Genomic DNA, 18070 nt, shown 5'->3' with positions numbered 1-18070 from the left:
CTCAGAGTCCTCCATCGGTGGTGAGCAGGTGGAGCAGGGGTGCGTCCGGGAGCGGCTCGTCGCCCTCCCAGGCCCGGGCGAGCGCGCCGACGGAGGCGAGGTCGCCGAGGAGTGCGCCGCCGACGAGCCGGTCGCCGCGGACGACGACCTTCCGGTAGGCGCCGCGGGTGGCGTCGGCGAGGCGGACGACGTCGTCCCCGGGCCGCGGTGAGGGCTCCCCGAACGCGGCGACGTCGAAGGCGCCGGCGGATCCGAGGGTGAGCCGGGTGAGGGACCGGGTGCCGGTGTAGCGCCGGCCCCCCGGTTCCCGGCCCGGTACGGGGTCGGCTGTCAGGACCGACGCGAGCACGTCGGCCTGTTCCAGGGCGGGGGCCGCCAGCCCGTAGACGGTGCCCGCGTGCTCCGCGCAGTCGCCGACGGCGTGGACGCGCGGGTCGGATGTGGTCAGGGTGTCGTCGACGACGACACCCCGGCGGACCGTGAGGCCCGCGTCCGCGGCCAGGCCGGTGCGGGGCCGGACGCCGCAGGCGAGGACGACGTGGTCGGCGTCGAGGACGAAGCCGTCGGCGAGTTCGACGCCGGTGACGGCACCGTCGCGGTGGCGCAGCCCCCGGGCGTGGCACTCGGTGTGGACCTCCGCGCCGAGACCCTCCAGATGGCGGCGCACCAGGCCGCCGCCCTCCGGGTCGAGATGGCGGTCCATCAGGGTGGGGCCCTGGTGGGCGACGACCACGTCCGTGCCGCGTTCCGCCAGGGCCCGTGCGGCGGAGACGCCGAGCAGCCCGCCGCCGACGACGACCGCGCGGCTGCCGGGCCGGGCCGCGGCCGCCAGCGCCAGGCAGTCGTCGAGGGTGCGGAAGGGGTGCACGCCGCCGGGCAGCCCGCCGTCGAGCCCGCGCAGCGGCGGCAGCACGGGGTTCGAGCCGGTCGCCAGCACCAGGCGGTCGTACACCGCGACCGTGCCGTCCGCGCAGTGCACGGTCCGCGCCCGGCGGTCGACCCGCACCGCCCGCACCCCGCGCCGCACCTGGGCCGCGTCCCCCGGGACCGGGGGAAGCGCGATCACCTCGGGGCCGTACCGGCCTGCCAGGACATCGGCCAGCAGCACCCTGTTGTAGGGGGCGTGCGGCTCCTCGCCGAGCAGCGTGACGTCGTACGCCGGGGCGAGCTGCCGCGCCACCCGCGCTCCCGCCATCCCGGCGCCGACCACCACGATCCTCGAATCCATGTACGCAGACTGAGGGGCGGGTGTTACCCGTCGGCATCCCGGTTGTTTCCCTCGCGGAACACTGCCCTCAGTACCCGCCGGCCCGGCGTGTGAGGCGCACGGCGGGTGAGGGGCCGGGCCGGTGAAGGGCCCGGCGGGTGAGGGGCCCGGCGGGTGAGGGGCCGGGCGGGTGAGGGGCCGGGCGTGTGAGGGGCCGGGCCGGTGAGGGGCCCGGCGGGTGAAGGGCCCGGCGGGTGAAGGGCCCGGAGGGTGAGGGGCCCGGAGGGTGAGGGGCCGGGCCGGTGGCCGGTGGCCGGTGGCCGCGGGCCGGGGAACCTCAGAGGTAGCTCAAGACTCACGGGTTCGATGGACGGTGCACGCATCGTCTCCGTAGGGTCGCCCCATGCCTGACATATCGCTGACCACCCTCGTCCTCCTGTGTGTCGCCGCGCTGGCGGCCGGCTGGATCGACGCGGTGGTCGGCGGCGGCGGGCTGCTGCTCATCCCGGCGCTGCTGCTCGGCATGCCGCAGGTGCCCGCCGCCCAGATCCTCGGCACCAACAAGGCGGTCGCCATCGTCGGCACCACCGGCGCGGCGGTCACCTACGTCCGCAAGGCCCCGGTGCAGGTGGGGACGGCCGTACGGATCGGACTGACCGCGCTCGCCGGCTCCATGGCCGGGGCGTTCTTCGCGGCGGGCATCAGCAGCGACGTGCTCCGGCCGGTGATCATGGTGGTGCTCCTGGGCGTCGCGGCGTTCGTCATGCTGCGCCCGTCCTTCGGCACCCGTGGCGACCGGGGACCGGTCACCCGCGCCCGGATCGCCACCGCGGTCGTCCTCGTCGGCGGCGGGATCGGTTTCTACGACGGCCTGTTCGGGCCCGGCACCGGCACCTTCCTGGTGCTCGCCCTGACCGCCGTGCTCCATCTGGACCTGGTCGCCGCCTCCGCCACCGCCAAGATCGTCAACGTGTGCACCAACGCCGGCGCCCTCGCGATGTTCGCCTACCAGGGGACGGTGCTGTGGCAACTGGCCGCGCTGATGGCGCTGTTCAACCTGGCGGGCGGCATGTTCGGGGCGTGGACGGCCCTCCGCAGGGGCGCGGAGTTCGTCCGCGGCGTGCTGCTCGTGGTCGTGTTCTCGCTGGTGGCGAAACTGGCGTTCGACCAGTGGTCGGGCTGAGGGCTCGCGGGGAGCGAGGTCCGGCGGCTGCCCGGGAGCCGGGGCTCCCGGGCCCGGAGCCGGGACCGCCGCGGTGCCGCGGGCCCCTCGGCCCTGCGGCCCTGCGGCACCGCGAGGCCCCTCGGCCCTGCGGCCCTGCGGCACCGCGAGGCCCCTCGGCCCTGCGGCACCGCGAGGCCCCTCGGCCCTGCGGCCACCGCGGGGCCGTGCCTGCCGCCCCGCGGGCGCGGCGCGCTCAGGACCGGACCGGGACCGGTACCGGTCCGCGCACCCCGACCAGGTGCGCGAAGGCCACCACGTTGCCCCGGTAGCCCGTCCGAGGGTCGAACGGGCCGCCGCAGGTGATCACCCGCAGCTCGGCCCCTCGCGCGGCCCCGTACACCTTCCGGTCGGGGAAGGCGTCGTTCTCGTACACCTCCACCGCGTCGACCGCGAACACCGCCGTGACGCCGTCCTCGCGGAGCACCTCGACGCGGTTCCCCTTCTTCAGGGTGCCCAGCCCGTAGAAGACGGCGGGCCCGTCGGCGTCGTCGACATGACCGGCGACGATCGCGGTACCCCGGGCGCCCGGGGTGGTGCCGCCGCCGTACCAGCCGGCCGCCCCGCCCCCGCCGCCGGAAGGCACCTCCAGGCTGCCGTCGGCGGCAAGCCCGAGGCGTGCCAACGGGGTGTCCACGGCGATCCTCGGGATCCGCAACCGCACCGGGGGCGACGGCGGCAGCGGGGGCGCGGCGGCGTCCGTGTGCCGGCCGGCGGCGAAGGCCTCGGCGGCCGAGGGAGCGGGCGGGGTGACGGGCCGCGCCCCGTTCTGCACCAGCCACACCCCGGCGCAGACGGCCAGGGCCGGCAGCAACCCGTTCGACTTCATGGGCTCCTCCTGACTCCCCGGACGCCCGGCCCGGGGACGGAACTCCTCTCCCCCGGTCAGCCGGACGAGCGGAACTCCCCGCCCCCGTCAGCCGGACGAAGCGTGACGGGGGCGGGGACGGCGGTACGAGGGACGGTGGAGGCCGAGCGCGAACGCTCTCCGTCAGCCCTGCGCGCCGCTCGCCCGACGGCGCAGGAGCCAGGTCCCGCCGACGGCGGCCGCGGCCAGGACGGCCGCCCCCGCCGTGATCTGGGTGATGTCGGGGCCGACGCTGCCGCCGACTCCCGTCTTCACATGGCCGCTCGGTTCCTGCCCGTGGGCCCGCACCACGAGATCCCCGTAGGCCTTGCTGCCGTTGTCGCAGAGCACGGATACCGTGTACGTCCCCGGCTCGGTGTCCTCGGGCACCGTGAACCCGCCGGCCGCGGCTGCCGCGGCTGCCGCGGCGCCCTCACCGGCGCCGGGTGCCAGGTCGAAGCGTTCCGCGCCGAGCGACCCGGCGTCGCCCGTGCCGTGACCGCGCCTGCCGCATGCGGTGGTACTCGCGGTCACGGAGGCTCCGGCGGTGGTGCTCGACGGCGTCAGCGCCAGCGTCCCGGGGTCCGCCGCCCGGGCGCCGGACCCGGCCGCCGCGCCGACGCAGGCGGCCGCCGGCGCCGGTCCGGCCAGCAGGCGGGCGGTGGTGCGCATGACGTCCTCCGGGGCGTTGGCCGTGCCGCCGGACGGTGGTGCCGGAGGCCGTTCCTACACCTCAAGAGGTAAGGGGCAGTCGGCCCGCCACGCCTGCTGATGGGCGATCAGATTCGCACGGGCCATACCGCGTGTCATGTTGATCCGGTGGTGTCACCGCAGGTCAGAGCGGTGTGATTGAGCCATTGGCCGGGCGGTGCGAAGGACCGCGCCGAACGAGTGAGAGGGCGGGCGACGCGCTGGGCGAGGGCACCGCGGGGCACGGCGGCGGTCGGTGCCGGCCCCTGTCCCAAGGGACCGCCGCGTACGCCCCGGCCGGTCGCCCCGACGGCCCTTCGTCCACCGCGAACTCCGTCGTGCCGGCCCGGCGGACCGGTGCCACGCCCCGCGGGTTCCCGGCCCCGCCGGCGTACTCGGCAGGCATCTGCCGTCGCATGCCACACCCGCATCAGGACGGGCGGGGTCGCGGCGGTGCCGCGGGGACCGGGTGACGCCGTGGCGGCGGGTGGCGTTGCCTCGCCACCGCGTCAGGCGGTTTGAAGCACCGCTCCCGCCGCTCCTGCCGCTTCTGCCGCTCCTGCCGCTCGTGCCGCTCGTGCCGCTCGTGCCGCTCGTGCCGCTCGTGCTGCTCCTGCTGCTCCTGCCGCTCGTGCCGCTCGTGCCGCTCGTGCTGCTCCTGCCGCTCGTGCTGCTCGTGCCGCTCCTGCTGCTCCTGCTGCTCCTGCTGCTCCCGCCGCGGCGGCCCGGGTGGGTGGCGGCTGCCCGGGCGGTAGCGGCCCCGCGGACTCCCGCTCGGCAGCCGGCGGTTCACGGCGGTGTGCCGAGGCGTCATGGCCACACCAGAACCAGACAAGACCATTCGAAGATGCCGCATGGTCCGGGGCCGACCTGTGCCACGCTGTGATCCGGGACGAACGGGGGCGGGCATGGCGGAGGACGCGGCCGGCGGCACGGAGCGGGAAGTCACCGGGAACGACCTGTCGGGGACCGTCCACGGGCCGGTTGTCCAAGCCCGCACGGTCGTGGGCGGCGTGCACACGCACATCCACGAGTCGGGACTGCCGCCGGCGTCCGACGTCCACGCGTTCACCCCGGTGGCGAACCCGCCACGGCCTCCCTCCGGCCGGCTGTGGGGCCGCGACGACGATCTGGACGAAGTCGTCCGGCAGCTCGAGGCGCCCTCCGACGACGGCTTCGGCGTGGCACTCGTCGGCATGCCCGGTGTGGGCAAGACCGAACTCGCCCTGCACGCCGCCCGCAAGCTGCGAGCGCGGTACCGGCTCACCTGGTGGGTCAGCGCGCAGGACGGCGGGGCCGTGACCCGGGGCCTCGCAGCCCTGGCCCATCATCTGCTGCCCGGACACCGGCAGTGGCGCACACCGGCGGACGCGGCCGCCTGGGCCATGGACTGGCTGCACCACCATGACGGCTGGCTGCTCGTCCTCGACAGCGTCGAGACGCCGAGTGACGTGGCCGCCGTGCTGGCCCGGATCGATCGCGGGCCGGTGGTCGTGACCACGCGGTGGCACGTGGACTGGACGGAGTGCGGGCTGGCCGCGACGACCGTCGAGCCCCTGCCCGCCCCCGTCGGCGCGGCGTGGCTCTCCGGGCGTACGGGCCTGGACGCCGACGACGGCGCCCACCGGCTGGCGGCGGACCTGGGAGGACTCCCCCTCGCCCTCCAGCAGGCCTCGGCCTACCTGCGCGCACAGGGGCTGTCCTACGAGGGCTATCAGCGGCTCCTCGACGCCGAGCCCGGCGAGCTCCTCGACTCACCGGCATGGACGGACGTGTACCGCCGCAACACGGCGCGCAGCCTCCGCCTGAGCGTCGACGCCGTCGCCGCGCTGCGGCCGAGCGCCGTCCACCTCCTCAGGACGGCCTGCTGCTACGCGCCCGAGACCATCCCGCTCGGCTTGCTGGCACCCGAGTCCCAGACGTCGCTACGCCAACGCTCCGACATCGAACTCCTGCGCTCCTACTCGCTGATCACGGCGGACGGCGGAAGCGTGAGCATCCACCAGCTCCTGCGACGGCTGCTCCGGTCGGGCATGACGGTGGACGGCGGGGAAGCGGCCACGGCCTGCGAACTGCTCAGGTCCGCTCTCCCCGAGGACCCCTTCTCGACGGTCGCCGACTGGCCGCACTGGCTCCGCCTGATCTCGCACACCGAGGCCCTGGACGCCTTCGTCGACTCGATCGGTGGTGTGCCGGGGCAGGCGGTGGCCGATCTCGCGGGAGCACTGCACGGAGTGGGAACGTTCATGCTGGCCCAGGGGTGGACCGGCCAGGCCCGCGGGTCTCTGGCGCGGGCCGCCGAGCGGCGGACAACGGCACTGGGGGAAGGTCACGCCGACACCCTCGCCTCCCGCCATCGTCTCGGAGAGGCGCTCCGTGCCCTCGGCAGCCACGAGGAGGCGCTCGACGTCCATTCCGCCACGCTGGACGCCCGATTGAGGCTGCACGGCGCGGAGCACCGGCTCACCCTGCAGACACGGGAGGCGCTGGCCATCACCTGCAAGGCCCTCGGGCGGACCGACGAGGCCATCGTCCAGCACGAGGCCATCCTGCGTGATCGTGCCACGGCCCTCGGCGACGATCACACTGACGTGCTGTGGTCGATGCACAACCTCGCACTCACCTACAAGCAGGCGGGCCGGCTCGACGAGGCGCTGCATCTGCACCGGCAGGTCCTCGAGCGCCGCACGGCCGTGCTGGGACCGGACCACCCGGACACCCTGCGGTGCCTGCACAACATCGCCAACACCCACCACGACGCGCGGCGCTACGAGGAGGCCGTCGCCGCGCAGGAGCAGAGCGTCGCGGACCGCGTACGTGTCCTGGGGCCGGAGCACCGTGACACCCTCCGGTCCCAGTCGAATCTGGCCGACTCGTATCTCGCCGCGGGCCGGGTGCCCGAAGCGGTCGCGCTGCACGAGCGCACGCTCGCCCAGCGAGAGCGGGCACTCGGACCGGAGGAACCGGACACCCGCTGGTCGCGTGAGCGACTCGAAGCCGCACGGGAACAGCAGCACCGTGCGCCGGGTCCCGACGGCTCCCCCTGAACGGTGCGGGCCCGGCGCAACTCCCCCCGCACCGTCCGGCGCCCGCGGAGGCATGCCGGGCCCGCGCGTATCCGGGTCGCGCGCATCCGGCCGCGCGAAGCCGCGCACCTACTCGTCAGGGGCGACGAGGCCGGGCCCGTGCGTATCCGGCCCGCACGGAGGTCATCCCGCACGGAGGTCATCCCGTGCGCATCCGGCCCGCACTGAGGTCATCCCGCGCTGATCTCGCCTCGGGGCCGCCCGGTCAACGCGCCGCGGGAGTTCCGCCCTCAGGGGCGGCCGGCGGCGGAGGCGGCGTGCTGAAGGAGAGCCCGGAGAAGTCCCGGCCCTGAAGCACAGGCCCGTACTGGTTGCCTCCGCTGATGCTGTTGTGCACGCCGCCGTCCTCCTCGGGGATCAGTCTCGCCCCCTCGTGCCACTGCCGCAGGCGGGCGCCGAAGTCGGGGTCCAGCGCGCTGCGAGCGGCGAGGGCGGCGCTGAGGGCCCGTGCCCGCGCCTGGTCGTCCGGCGCCCGGCTCAGGGCTGCCAACTCCAGCTCCCCCGTACTGACCTGAGGGGCATCTGCCCCGTCCCGCCCGCGCCTGAAGGGCTGCCGCACCAGGGCACTCAACCCCGCCCACGCCTGCCGGCCCAACTCGCCGCCGACACCGCCCGCCAGGGCCGCGAGCAACCCTATCGAAATCGGATCCATGAAGGACACCCTCCGTGAGTGGATGTTCACCATGGGTGGAACGCCTGGCCGGGCGGCTCGGTTCCCGCCGGGGTCCGGCCTGCCGCCTCCTCCGCTCGCCCACGGCCGCCGACTCCTCCCGGAGAAACGGGCACCGCCCGGGGCCGACCCGGCTAGCCTTCGTCCGTGGTGCACCTTATAGCGCGGTTGCTGGGGAATGCGGTGGGCTTCGCCTGCGCGGTGTGGATGCTGCCGGGAGTGCGGGTGGGTGCGGGGGGGGGGTGAGAGCCTGCGCTGGGAGGCCGCCGCACTGGCCGGCGGCGCGTTGGGATGGGCCGTCGTCAGCGCGGCTGTAGGTCCAATTGCCGCTACCGCCCGCTCCGTTGTGGGCATTCGAATCATGATCACGAGCGTGCGGGTACTGATGTTCGACCCCTTCACCGCAGTCCTGTCCGGCTTTGTCATCGGATGCCTGGTGGGCGTGTTCGTTGTCCTGACACCGCCCCTGGTCGGCGCCGTCAATGCGCTGCTGATCGCCCATCTGCTCGGTGAAGCCCTGAATGTCGACGGATTCGGGTGGGCAGTGCTGTGCGCATCGGTGACATGGGTGGTGTCCTGGCCGCTTCGCCGGCTGTCCGACCGGTATCTCGACTCCTGATGGGACTCATCGGGTCGTGAGTGAGACTCGATGAGTGGCCGCCAGATGCCGGGCCCGAATCGGAAGTGACGGCCCGGGTGGGCCCGTTCTGCCGTCCCCGGTGGACCGGCGGGCTGCCGCGGACGTGATGCGCCGCCCCGCTGCTTCCGCTGTCGTCCCCGGTGGACCGGCGCACGGCGTCGGCACGGCACCGGATGCGGCACATCGCAGGGCCGGGGACCGTCCTCGTGCCGGGTGTGCTGGGGCGGGTGGCCGGTGTGCCGGCGCTGGATCGCCGGGCCGGGTCGGTGGTAGACGTACGGCCGTGGGCCCGGCGCCTGCCGGGACCCGAGCCGCGCGGACGTGCCCGTCCGCGCCGAACGAGGAGTGTGCGTGAGTCGCGCCCTGACCGTTGTGACCACGACCGACAGTGCCGCCAAGGCGGAGGAGCTGGCCCGCGGCGCGGTGGAGGCGAGGCTGGCCGCCTGCGCGCAGATCTCGGCGCCGGTCACCTCCGTGTACCACTGGCGGAACGCCGTCGAGACCGGTGAGGAGTGGCAGGTCCTGCTGAAGACCACCGAGGAGCGCTACGACGCGTTGGAGGCGCATCTGCTGGCCCACCACGACTACGACACCCCCGAGATCATCGCGACACCGGTCCTCCGGGGCAGTGCGGAGTACCTGGCGTGGATCGCGTCGGAGACCGCGGAGCGGGCGTGAGGTACGGCCCGGGCCCTCGCGGTGCGCCCGCGTCAGCCGTGCCGCCCGTCAATTCGACGCCCGTTCTGCCCACTCCGCCTGTTCTGCCGTGATGGGCTTTCCGGGCTTTCTGTCGGTTCCGGGCTTTCGGTGTGTTTCGGGGTTTCGCTGTGTTCCGGGTACCCCGGGTGTTCCGGACGCTCCAGGCGCACCGCGCAGACCTTGAACTCCGGCATCCGCGACGTCGGGTCGAGTGCCGGGTTGGTCAGCGTGTTGGCGCGCCCCGCCCCCGGCCAGTGGAAGGGCATGAACACCGTGTCGGGGCGGATCGCCTCGCTCACCCGGGCCGGTGCGACCGCCCGACCGCGGCGGGAGACCACCGCGACCGGCTCGCCCTCGGCAACCCCCACTCGCGCCGCGAGCTGCGGATGGAGTTGGACGAACGGCCCCGGGGCGGCCGCGTTCAGCTCGTCCACCCGGCGGGTCTGCGCCCCCGACTGGTACTGGGCCACGACCCGCCCGGTGGTCAGCACGACGGGGTACTCGGCGTCGGTGGGCTCGGCGGCCTCCCGGTGCACCACCGGCGCGAACGCGGCCCGCCCGTCAGGCGTCGCGAACCGGTCGAGGAACAGCCGCGGCGTGCCCGGATGCGGCTCCCCGGCCCCCGTCCCCGGCTCCTTTCCATGTCCGCCCGGCTCCTTTCCGTACCCGCGCGCCCCCTTTCCGTGTCCGCCCGGCTCCTTTCCGTGCCCGCCCGTCTCCGGGCAGGGCCAGAACACGCCCTGCTCCTCCTCCAGCCGCCGGTAACTGATGCCCGCGTAGTCGGCGGGGCCGCCGGAGGAGGCGCGCCGCAGTTCACCGAAGACCTCCTCAGGGTCCGTCGGGAACCCCTTCTCGTGCCCCAGCAACCCGGCGAGACCGTGCAGGACCTCCAGGTCGCTGCGCACCCCCGGCGGCGGTGTCAGCGCCCGGCGGCGCAGCAGCACCCTGCCCTCCAGGTTCGTCGTCGTCCCCGTCTCCTCCGCCCACTGGGCCACCGGCAGCACCACGTCCGCCAGTTCCGCCGTCTCCGACAGGACCACGTCGGCGACGGCGAGGAAGTCCAGGGAACGCAGCCGTCCCTCCACATGCGCGGCGCGGGGCGCGGACACCACCGGGTTGGACCCCATCAGCAGCAGTGCCCGTACGTCCCGGCCCAGCGCGTCGAGCAGTTCGTACGCGCTCCGGCCGGGGCCTGGCAGCGAGTCGGGGTCGACTCCCCACACCCCTGCCACGTGTGCGCGCGCCAGCGGGTCGTCGAGCCTGCGGTACCCGGGGAGCTGGTCGGCCTTCTGGCCGTGCTCCCGCCCGCCCTGCCCGTTGCCCTGCCCGGTGAGGCAGCCGTAACCGGCCAGCGGACGGCCTGCGTTGCCGGTGGCGAGGGCGAGGTTGATCCAGGCGCCGACGGTGTCGGTGCCCTTCGACTGCTGTTCCGGCCCGCGGGCGGTGAGGACCATCGCGTTCGGGGCGTCGCAGAACATGGCCGCGGCCGCCCGCAGCCGCGGCACGCCCACCCCGGTGATCCGCTCGACCAGCTCCGGCCAGTGCGCCATGGCGGCCGCCCTGGCATCCTCCCACCCGGTCGTGCGCTCGCGGATGAACTCCTCGTCGGTGCGGCCCTGCGCCACCACCAGGTGCAGCAGGCCGAGCGCGAGCGCGAGATCGGTGCCGGGGCGCGGTGCGAGGTGCAGGTCGGCCTGCTCCGCGGTCCTCGTACGGCGCGGGTCGACGACGATCAGCGTGCCGCCGTTGTCCTTCAGCTCGGTGAGGTACCGCAGCGCGGGGGGCATGGTCTCGGCGAGGTTGGAGCCGACGAGGAGCACGCAGCCGGTGCGCGGGACGTCCTCCAGGGGGAAGGGGAGTCCCCGATCCAGTCCGAACGCCTTGCCCTGGGCGGCCGCCGCCGAGGACATGCAGAAGCGCCCGTTGTAGTCGATCTGGGAGGTGCCGAGCACCACCCGGGCGAACTTGCCGAGCGCGTAGGCCTTCTCGTTGGTCAGGCCCCCGCCGCCGAACACGCCGACGGCGTCCGCCCCGTGCCGCGTCCGGGTGCGCCGCAGCCCGTCGGCGGTGGCGCGGAGAGCCTCCTCCCAGGTGGCCGGTTCGAGCCTGCCGGTGGCGGGGCGTCGGACCAGGGGCCCGGTCAGCCTGACCCGGGAGGAGAGCACCGCGGGTGCCGTACGTCCCTTGCCGCACAGGGCGCCCCGGTTGACCGGGAAGTCGTCCCGTTCCACGACCTCGACCGTCTCCCCGGACCCGCGCAGGTTCATCCCGCACTGCAGGGCGCAGTAGGGGCAGTGGGTCGGGACGAGGGCGGGGTCGGCGGCGGGAGCGACGACGGGAGCGACGACGGGGCCGGGGGCGGGCGCCGGGGCCGATGTGTGGGACATGCGCCCCAGCGTGCGTCGCCCGTGTTACGGCGGCCCGCTCGCCGCATTACGGCCTCGGTACGCGGCCCTCCCCGGGCCCGGTGCGCGGCGGTGAGCGGTCTGCTTGGGGCGCGGCGGCGGGTGGTTCCCGGTCCGGCGTTGGGTGTTTCAGGGTCCGGCGGTGAGCGGTCTGCTTGGGGCGCGGCGGTGGGTGGTTTACGGTCCGGCGGTGCGTGGTTCCCGGTCCGGCGTTGGGTGGTCAGGGCGCGGCGGCCGACGCGGCCAGGGCCTCGGTGACGCCCGCCTCGCGGGGCCCCAGAAAGCGCGGGTCCGGCCGGAGCGCGACGTCCAGCGCCGCCTTGCCGGCCGCGAACAGCTCGCGCACGCCGCCGTAGTACCAGATCCGGTCGTGGGGCTCGGCGACGCCGACGCCGTAGGACTCGATCCCGGCGGCGTCGCACAGCGCGAGCGCGCGCTTGATGTGGAAGCCCTGGGTCACCAGCACGGCCCGGTCGACGCCGAAGATCCTCTTGGCGCGGACACAGGAGTCCCAGGTGTCGAAGCCCGCGTGGTCGCTGACGATCCGGCCGTCCGGCACACCGCGCCGGACGAGGTATGTACGCATCGCGTCCGGCTCGTCGTAGTCCACCCGGCTGTTGTCCCCGGTGACGAGGACGACCCTGACCTTTCCGGCTCGGTACAGCTCCGCCGCGGCGTCGAGCCGGTGGGCCAGATACGGGGTCGGCCGGCCCTCGCGCAGCCCGGCACCGAACACCACGGCGACTTCGCGATCAGGGGCGCCGGTGACGGTGCCGGTGCGGTCGCCGGCCACGGCGTGCAGCCAGGTCGCCGGGGCGAGCGCGCACACCGTCGCCAGCATCAGCCCCTGCACGGCCCGCCGCCTGCCCCGGGTGGTCCGGGGCACCAGCCGGCCCCGCGGGAGCCGGCCGGGTGCGGGCTCGTGCGGCACGGCAGCGCCCGGCGCGAGCCCGCCCCGCGTGGTCCCGGGTCCTAGCCCGCCCCGCGTGGTCCCGGGTCCTAGCCCGCCCCGCGTGGTCCCGGCTCCGAGTAGGCGCCGCACGGGTCCGCCGGGTCCGCCGGGTCCGAGGAGGCCGGGTCCGCCCGGTCCGAGTAGGCGCCGCACGGGTCCGCCCGGCCCCCGCCGCAGCGGCGAGAGTTTCCGCATCGATGACCCCCTGGTTCGTCTGCCCGTCTCCTCCGACGTTCGGCGGGGCACGATGGTTCGCCGCGTCCGGGCGATGTGAGCCGGGACACCGGCCGGCTCAGCATTTCGATGGTCGCGGGCCACCCGCAGAAGCCGTAAACCGGGGTGGAACAGTGCTCTCCGCTCCGTGACACCGGGCCGGTGCGGCGGAGAGTACGGCATGATCGAGCCATGCTCGCTGTCTCCGCAGCCCGGAACAACGCCGAATGGTGCCACGCGATGTGCCGTGCGCACGGGATACCCGGGGTGTTCGGCGACCGCGCCTGGACCAGCGAGCGGCGTACCCCGCCGCTGCATCCGGACGCCGTCACCCTCGCCCCCGACGCAACGGCCCGCGAGGTGCTGGGCCAGGTGGACCGTTCGGCGGGGGGCTGTTCGGTGAAGGACAGCTTCGGACGGCTGGACCTCTCCGGAGAGGGATTCGACGTGGCCTTCCAGGCGCGCTGGATCCACCGGCCCGCCGTGCTCGCCGCGCCGGTCGCGCCCGGTGGCGTCGCCTGGCGCCCCGTGCGGACCGCTCCGGACCTCGACCGCTGGGAGGCCGCCTGGTCGGGGGGCGACGCGGCACTGTCCGGGCTGTTCCGTCCGCGTCTCCTGTCCGACCGCACCGTCACCGTCCTCGCCGGCACGGCCGACGGCGGCAGCCGCACGGTCGCCGGCGCCGTGGTGATCCGCAGCGAGTACGTCATCGGCGTCTCGAACGTCTTCGATGCGGACGGCGACCTCGACCGGGCCTGGTCCGGCTGTCTCGCCACCGTCGCCCGCCTCTGGCCGGGCATGCCCGTCGTCGGCTACGAGTACGGTGAGGACCTGGCGGCGGCGGCCAGGCAGGGCTGCGTGCCCGGCCCCGAGCTGCGGGTGTGGCTGGCGGCCTGAGTCGGCACCCGGAGCGGCCCGCCGTCCGACATCGCTTCCCGCGCCCCGGTGAGGCAGCGGTAAACACCCGTCATCACGGCGCAACGGCGTGGCAATCTGCGCCCGCCAGTATCGGTTCATGACGGAGCCGGCACACCCTCGCGAGTCACCGCTTCCGCATCCGCTGCCCCTCGACGGCTCGACGCGGCTGCTCATCAGCGTCACCGCGCAGCTCGCGGCACAGCTCAGTCATGTCCAGCTCAACGGAGTGCGCAGACCCATGACCTCTCCCAGCCCGTCGCCCGCCGCAGCGGGCGGCCCCTCCACGGCCCCGGCGGCCACCGCGCAGTGCGGCGCCGACCCCGTACCCGTACCCGTATCCGCAACCGCTATCGCCCCTGCCCCCGTCCCCGTCCCCGTCGTCGCGCCTGCCCCCGTATCCGCCCCTGTCCCCGTCCCCGTCGCCGACCCCGTACTCGTCGCCGTCGCCCACGGCAGCCGGGACCCCCGCGCCCTGCGGACCGTCAGCCGCCTGCTGGACCGGGTACGGGAGCTGCGCCCCGGTGCCGACGTGCGGCTCGGGCACATCGAACTCGACACCCCGCTGCTGCCCCACACCCTCGCCGGGCTGCGGGGTCGCGAGGCCGTACTCGTGCCGCTGCTGCTGGGGCGCGGCTTCCACGTCGGGCACGACATCCCCGCCGCCGTGGCCGCCGCGGGGGTGCGCGCCCGGCTCGCGCCGCCGCTCGGACCGCACCCCCTGCTCGTCGAGGCCCTCCACGACCGGCTCGTGGAGGCCGGCTGGCCGGACCCGCGGGCCGGTGCCCGCGGCGCCGGGGTGGTCCTCGCCGCCGCCGGCTCGCGCGACCCGGCCTCGGCCGCGGACGCCCGGCGCACCGCCGCCCTGCTCACCGAGCGCCTCGGCGGCGTGCCCGTCGTCCCCGCCTACGCCTCCGCCTGCTCGCCCACCGTCCCCGAGGCGCTGCGGGCGCTGGCGGCGCGCGGCCGGCACCGGGTCGCGCTCGCCTCGTACTTCACCGCGCCCGGCCGGTTCGCCACGGCGTCCCGCAGCGCGGCGCCGTGGGTCGCGGCCGCCCCGCTCGGCGACCATCCCGCGCTCGCCCGGCTCGTCCTCCACCGCTACGACGCGGCACGGGACGCTCCGTACGCGACGTCCGCTCCGTACGCGACGTCCGGCCCGTACGCGACGTCCGCCCCGTACGCGACGTCCGGCCCGTACGCGACGGTCGCCCCGACAGCCGCCCCATGCCCGCCGGCCACCGCCTGAGTCACGCCGCCGAGGCGGCCCGCGTTACCGTCAGGGGCATGGAAGGCACCACGAGCACGCCCACCGGCCTCGGCGAGAGCTGCGGCTACGACGACGCGGCCACCGCGCGCTGGGCGCCCGAGCCCGACAAGCGCCCCGGCCGCACGGCCTTCCAGCGCGACCGCGCCCGGGTGCTGCACTCCGCCGCGCTGCGCCGGCTCGCGGGCAAGACGCAGGTGGTCACGCCCGGTTCGCGGAGCGCGGCCTGGGACCCGAGCCCGCGTACCCGCCTGACCCACTCCCTGGAGTGCGCCCAGGTCGGCAGGGAACTGGGCGCGGCCCTCGGCTGCGACCCCGACCTCGTGGAGGCCGCCTGCCTCGCCCACGACCTGGGCCATCCGCCCTTCGGGCACAACGGCGAGCAGGCCCTCAACGAGGTCGCCGGGGACTGCGGCGGCTTCGAGGGCAACGCCCAGTCGCTGCGGCTGCTCACCCGGATCGAGCCCAAGGCCTTCGTCCGCTCCGGAGCGGTCCCCTCCGCCGCCGGCGCGGCGGGCGGCGAACTGGTCAGCGTCGGGCTGAACCTCACCCGCGCGGCACTCGACGCGGCCACCAAGTACCCCTGGAGCCGAGGCGGCCATCCCGCCGACCCCGGCTCGCCCAAGTTCGGTGTGTACGAGGACGACCTGCCGGTCTTCGCCTGGGTACGGGAGGGCGCCCCGGCGTACCGCAAGTGCTTCGAGGCCCAGGTCATGGACTGGGCCGACGACGTGGCGTACTCCGTGCACGACTTCGAGGACGGTCTGCACGCGGGCCACGTCGACCCGAACATGCTGCTGTCCGAGACCGAGCGCGGCGCGATCTGGGCGGTCGCCGTCGGCCGCTATGTGCCCGGGGACACGGATCCGCAGGCCCTCGCCGACGCCCTCGACCGCCTCGTCGACCAGGAATGGTGGCCGCACGGCTACGACGGCTCGGCCGTGGCCCAGGCCCGGCTCAAGAATGCCACCAGCCAGCTCATCGGCCGTTTCTGCCTGGCGGCCGAGGGTGCCACCCGGCAGGCTTACGGCACCGGCGGGCTCACCCGTTACGCCGCCGAACTGGTCGTCCCGGAGCGGACCCGTCTGGAGTGCGCGGTGCTCAAGGCGGTCGCGGACCGCTATGTGATGCAGCGCGCAGAGCAGGAGGCGTTGCGTGCGGACCAGCGCGTCGTCGTCGCCGAACTGGCCGAGGCCCTGGCCGCCCGGGCGCCCGAGGGGCTGGACCCGCAGTTCCGGGCGATGTTCGACGGCGCCCCGGACGACCGGGCCCGCAAGCGGGTGATCGTCGACCAGATCGCCTCCCTCACCGACGCCGCCGCCCGCGCCCTGCACGCCAGGCTGCGCCCGCCCGCCCGGTGATCCGGCGGGGGCGTGCGCCGCCGCCCGCGCCCCGCACGGCGGGCTGCGCACACCGCACGCCCGCACGTCCCCAGGGTGGTGACCGGCCCGGCCGCTCGCCGCCCGCATGTCCGCCGAGTGATCCGCGGGGCCGCGGCTGCGGCGTCGCCGCCCGCGCGCCCCGGTGGTCCCTGCGGTTGGTTCCCGCGGTGGTCGGTGGTTCCCGCGGTGGTCCCTGCGGTTGGTTCCCGCCCGATGATCTCGGCCCGGTTGGTTTCCGTCCCGATGGTCTCGGCCCCGGTGGTCTCGGCCCGGTTGGTTTCCGTCCCGATGGTCTCGGCCCCGGTGGTCTCGGCCCGGGTGGTCTCCGTCCCGATGGTCTCCGTCCCGGTGTTCCGCTTCCGATGGCCGCGCGCCGCCCGCCCTCCCGGCGCATCCGCGGCGACCACGCGCCCCCGCCCCCGCTTCGCGCCGGATCGTGCGCCCCGCGATCAGGGAACCGGAATAAGCCGTTCCGGTACGCCCGCCGGGGCGCCCCTCTTCCGCCATCACGCTCCGTGCGGGACGCTCGAAGCAAGGCGGCGTAGCGTGCTGTGTCATCCCGGAGGACACCTCCGGGACCTCCAGCCGTGAACAGGGAGGCATCAAGTGGTCGACGCACATCGGACTTTCGTCATCGTGGGTGGGGGACTCGCCGGGGCCAAGGCGGCGGAGACCCTCCGTGCCGAGGGCTTCACCGGCCGGGTGATCATCATCGGTGACGAACGCGACCACCCTTACGAGCGGCCACCTCTGTCCAAGGGGTATCTGACCGGCAAGGAGGAAAGGGACTCCGTCTTCGTCCACGAGCCCGCCTGGTATGCCCGGCACGACGTCGAGCTGCACCTCGGCCAGTCCGTCATCGCCGTCGACCGGGAGGACCGCTCCGTACTGCTCGGCGACGGCACCGCCGTCCACTACGACAAGCTGCTGCTCGCCACCGGTGCCGAGCCGCGCCGCCTCGAGGTGCCGGGGACGGACCTGGCCGGCGTCCACCATCTGCGCCGGCTCGCCCACGCCGACCGGCTGCGCCAGGTCCTGGCCGCCCTCGGCCGCGACAACGGCCATCTGGTGATCGCCGGGGCGGGCTGGATCGGGCTGGAGGTCGCGGCCGCCGCCCGCGGCTACGGGGCCGAGGTCACCGTCGTCGAGCCCGAGCCCACTCCGCTGCACCAGGTCGTCGGCCCCGAGCTGGGGCAGCTCTTCGCCGACCTGCACCGGGAGCGGGGTGTCCGCTTCCACTTCGGCAGCCGGCTCTCCGAGATCGTCGGACAGGACGGCATGGTCCTCGCCGCCCGTACCGAGGACGGCGACGAGCACCCCGCCCACAGCGTCCTCGCCGCGATCGGCGCCGCGCCCCGCACCGGTCTCGCCGAGACCGCCGGACTGGCGCTCGTCGACCGCGCGCACGGCGGCGGCGTCGCCGTGGACGCCTCCCTGCGCACCTCCGACCCGGACATCTACGCCGCCGGCGACGTCGCGGCCGTCCACCATCCCCTGCTCGGCATCCGGCTGCGCGTGGAGCACTGGGCCAACGCCCTGCACGGCGGTCCCGCCGCCGCCCGCGCCATGCTCGGCCGCGACGTCTCCTTCGACCGCGTCCCGTACTTCTTCTCCGACCAGTACGACCTCGGCATGGAGTACTCCGGCTGGGCCCCGCCGGGCAGCTACGACCAGGTCGTGCTGCGCGGCGACGCGGGCAAGCGCGAGTTCATCGCCTTCTGGCTCAAGGACCGCAAGGTCCTCGCCGGGATGAACGTGAACGTGTGGGACGTCACACAGGACATCCAGCAGCTGGTCCGCTCCCGCGGCGCCGTCGACCCGGACGCCCTCGCCGACCCGGGCACTGCGCTCAGCGCTGTCGCACCCGCCCCTTAG

The 18070-nt window shown here is 75.0% G+C and carries 15 protein-coding genes; 8 read left to right on the top strand and 7 right to left on the bottom strand.

All coding sequences use genetic code 11. From position 1 onward, the window contains the following. Window position 1: 1 nt before the first annotated feature. Window positions 2-1228 carry an NAD(P)/FAD-dependent oxidoreductase gene (locus tag DDQ41_RS06115; RefSeq protein ID WP_109293557.1) on the bottom strand — a complete coding sequence of 409 codons (1227 nt, stop codon included), beginning with the start codon at window positions 1226-1228 and terminating at the stop codon, window positions 2-4. Between the two features lie 382 nt (window positions 1229-1610). Here DDQ41_RS06115 and DDQ41_RS06105 point away from each other — a divergent pair, with 382 nt between their 5' ends. Then, entirely contained in the window at window positions 1611-2390 is a 780-nt protein-coding gene (locus tag DDQ41_RS06105) for a sulfite exporter TauE/SafE family protein (protein WP_109293556.1), read from the top strand. Window positions 2391-2625: 235 nt separating this feature from the next. Here the strand turns inward: DDQ41_RS06105 and DDQ41_RS06100 are convergent, their stop codons facing one another. From DDQ41_RS06100 to DDQ41_RS31170, 3 genes are all read right to left on the bottom strand, one after another. Then, window positions 2626-3258, bottom strand: coding sequence for a class F sortase (locus DDQ41_RS06100; RefSeq protein ID WP_109293555.1), 633 nt, complete (start codon window positions 3256-3258; stop codon window positions 2626-2628). 162 nt (window positions 3259-3420) lie between these two features. Continuing rightward, window positions 3421-3948, bottom strand: coding sequence for a hypothetical protein (locus DDQ41_RS06095; protein WP_109293554.1), 528 nt, complete (start codon window positions 3946-3948; stop codon window positions 3421-3423). A 448-nt stretch (window positions 3949-4396) separates the two neighbouring features. Further along, window positions 4397-4780 carry a hypothetical protein gene (locus DDQ41_RS31170; RefSeq protein WP_162602621.1) on the bottom strand — a complete coding sequence of 128 codons (384 nt, stop codon included), beginning with the start codon at window positions 4778-4780 and terminating at the stop codon, window positions 4397-4399. Window positions 4781-4874: 94 nt separating this feature from the next. Between DDQ41_RS31170 and fxsT the strand changes: the two genes are divergently transcribed. Beyond that, the gene (gene fxsT / locus DDQ41_RS06075; protein WP_162602620.1) at window positions 4875-7013 is read left to right on the top strand and encodes an FxSxx-COOH system tetratricopeptide repeat protein; all 2139 of its coding nucleotides are present in this window, start codon (window positions 4875-4877) and stop codon (window positions 7011-7013) included. Between the two features lie 244 nt (window positions 7014-7257). On the opposite strand, the gene DDQ41_RS06070 is transcribed toward fxsT, so the two are convergent. Beyond that, on the bottom strand, window positions 7258-7704 hold the full coding sequence (locus DDQ41_RS06070) for a hypothetical protein (protein WP_109297566.1): 447 nt from the start codon (window positions 7702-7704) through the stop codon (window positions 7258-7260). Window positions 7705-8083: 379 nt separating this feature from the next. On the opposite strand from DDQ41_RS06070, the gene DDQ41_RS06065 reads away from it, so the two are divergent. Together DDQ41_RS06065 and cutA are read left to right on the top strand one after the other, a co-directional pair. Further along, entirely contained in the window at window positions 8084-8341 is a 258-nt protein-coding gene (locus DDQ41_RS06065) for a hypothetical protein (protein WP_162602619.1), read from the top strand. A 366-nt stretch (window positions 8342-8707) separates the two neighbouring features. Further along, on the top strand, window positions 8708-9040 hold the full coding sequence (gene cutA, locus DDQ41_RS06060; RefSeq protein WP_109293550.1) for a divalent-cation tolerance protein CutA: 333 nt from the start codon (window positions 8708-8710) through the stop codon (window positions 9038-9040). Between the two features lie 32 nt (window positions 9041-9072). Here the strand turns inward: cutA and DDQ41_RS06055 are convergent, their stop codons facing one another. Together DDQ41_RS06055 and DDQ41_RS06050 are read right to left on the bottom strand one after the other, a co-directional pair. Beyond that, window positions 9073-11448, bottom strand: coding sequence for a molybdopterin oxidoreductase family protein (locus DDQ41_RS06055; protein WP_262508371.1), 2376 nt, complete (start codon window positions 11446-11448; stop codon window positions 9073-9075). A gap of 238 nt (window positions 11449-11686) precedes the next feature. Then, window positions 11687-12307: a SanA/YdcF family protein gene (locus DDQ41_RS06050; RefSeq protein ID WP_109297565.1), complete on the bottom strand. Its 621-nt coding sequence runs from the start codon at window positions 12305-12307 to the stop codon at window positions 11687-11689. 516 nt (window positions 12308-12823) lie between these two features. Between DDQ41_RS06050 and DDQ41_RS06045 the strand changes: the two genes are divergently transcribed. The 4 genes from DDQ41_RS06045 (at window position 12824) to DDQ41_RS06025 (ending at window position 18070) form a co-directional block, all read left to right on the top strand. After that, window positions 12824-13528 carry a hypothetical protein gene (locus tag DDQ41_RS06045; protein ID WP_109293549.1) on the top strand — a complete coding sequence of 235 codons (705 nt, stop codon included), beginning with the start codon at window positions 12824-12826 and terminating at the stop codon, window positions 13526-13528. A 259-nt stretch (window positions 13529-13787) separates the two neighbouring features. Then, a complete protein-coding gene (locus tag DDQ41_RS06040; RefSeq protein WP_449451403.1) occupies window positions 13788-14795 on the top strand; it encodes a sirohydrochlorin chelatase in 1008 nt (335 codons plus the stop codon). A 38-nt stretch (window positions 14796-14833) separates the two neighbouring features. After that, window positions 14834-16174 (top strand): deoxyguanosinetriphosphate triphosphohydrolase, encoded by a 1341-nt coding sequence (locus DDQ41_RS06035; RefSeq protein ID WP_109297563.1) that lies wholly within the window; start codon window positions 14834-14836, stop codon window positions 16172-16174. 627 nt (window positions 16175-16801) lie between these two features. Beyond that, window positions 16802-18070 carry an NAD(P)/FAD-dependent oxidoreductase gene (locus tag DDQ41_RS06025; protein WP_109293548.1) on the top strand — a complete coding sequence of 423 codons (1269 nt, stop codon included), beginning with the start codon at window positions 16802-16804 and terminating at the stop codon, window positions 18068-18070.

This window comes from Streptomyces spongiicola (assembly GCF_003122365.1).
In the GTDB taxonomy this organism is placed as follows: domain Bacteria; phylum Actinomycetota; class Actinomycetes; order Streptomycetales; family Streptomycetaceae; genus Streptomyces; species Streptomyces spongiicola.
Note: the sequence above shows the minus strand (reverse complement) of the source record. Positions and strands in the feature narration are given on the sequence as shown.

Excerpts from the sequence above, each read along its gene's own strand:
- DDQ41_RS06095 (WP_109293554.1), bottom strand. The coding sequence starts at position 3,948 with ATGCGCACCACCGCCCGCCTGCTGGCCGGACCGGCGCCGGCGGCCGCC.
- DDQ41_RS31170 (WP_162602621.1), bottom strand. The coding sequence starts at position 4,780 with ATGACGCCTCGGCACACCGCCGTGAACCGCCGGCTGCCGAGCGGGAGT.
- DDQ41_RS06100 (WP_109293555.1), bottom strand. The coding sequence starts at position 3,258 with ATGAAGTCGAACGGGTTGCTGCCGGCCCTGGCCGTCTGCGCCGGGGTG.
- DDQ41_RS06045 (WP_109293549.1), top strand. The coding sequence starts at position 12,824 with ATGCTCGCTGTCTCCGCAGCCCGGAACAACGCCGAATGGTGCCACGCG.
- DDQ41_RS06035 (WP_109297563.1), top strand. The coding sequence starts at position 14,834 with ATGGAAGGCACCACGAGCACGCCCACCGGCCTCGGCGAGAGCTGCGGC.
- DDQ41_RS06105 (WP_109293556.1), top strand. The coding sequence starts at position 1,611 with ATGCCTGACATATCGCTGACCACCCTCGTCCTCCTGTGTGTCGCCGCG.
- fxsT (WP_162602620.1), top strand. The coding sequence starts at position 4,875 with ATGGCGGAGGACGCGGCCGGCGGCACGGAGCGGGAAGTCACCGGGAAC.
- DDQ41_RS06050 (WP_109297565.1), bottom strand. The coding sequence starts at position 12,307 with ATGCTGGCGACGGTGTGCGCGCTCGCCCCGGCGACCTGGCTGCACGCC.
- DDQ41_RS06065 (WP_162602619.1), top strand. The coding sequence starts at position 8,084 with ATGATCACGAGCGTGCGGGTACTGATGTTCGACCCCTTCACCGCAGTC.
- DDQ41_RS06115 (WP_109293557.1), bottom strand. The coding sequence starts at position 1,228 with ATGGATTCGAGGATCGTGGTGGTCGGCGCCGGGATGGCGGGAGCGCGG.
- DDQ41_RS06070 (WP_109297566.1), bottom strand. The coding sequence starts at position 7,704 with ATGGATCCGATTTCGATAGGGTTGCTCGCGGCCCTGGCGGGCGGTGTC.
- DDQ41_RS06055 (WP_262508371.1), bottom strand. The coding sequence starts at position 11,448 with ATGTCCCACACATCGGCCCCGGCGCCCGCCCCCGGCCCCGTCGTCGCT.
- DDQ41_RS06040 (WP_449451403.1), top strand. The coding sequence starts at position 13,788 with ATGACCTCTCCCAGCCCGTCGCCCGCCGCAGCGGGCGGCCCCTCCACG.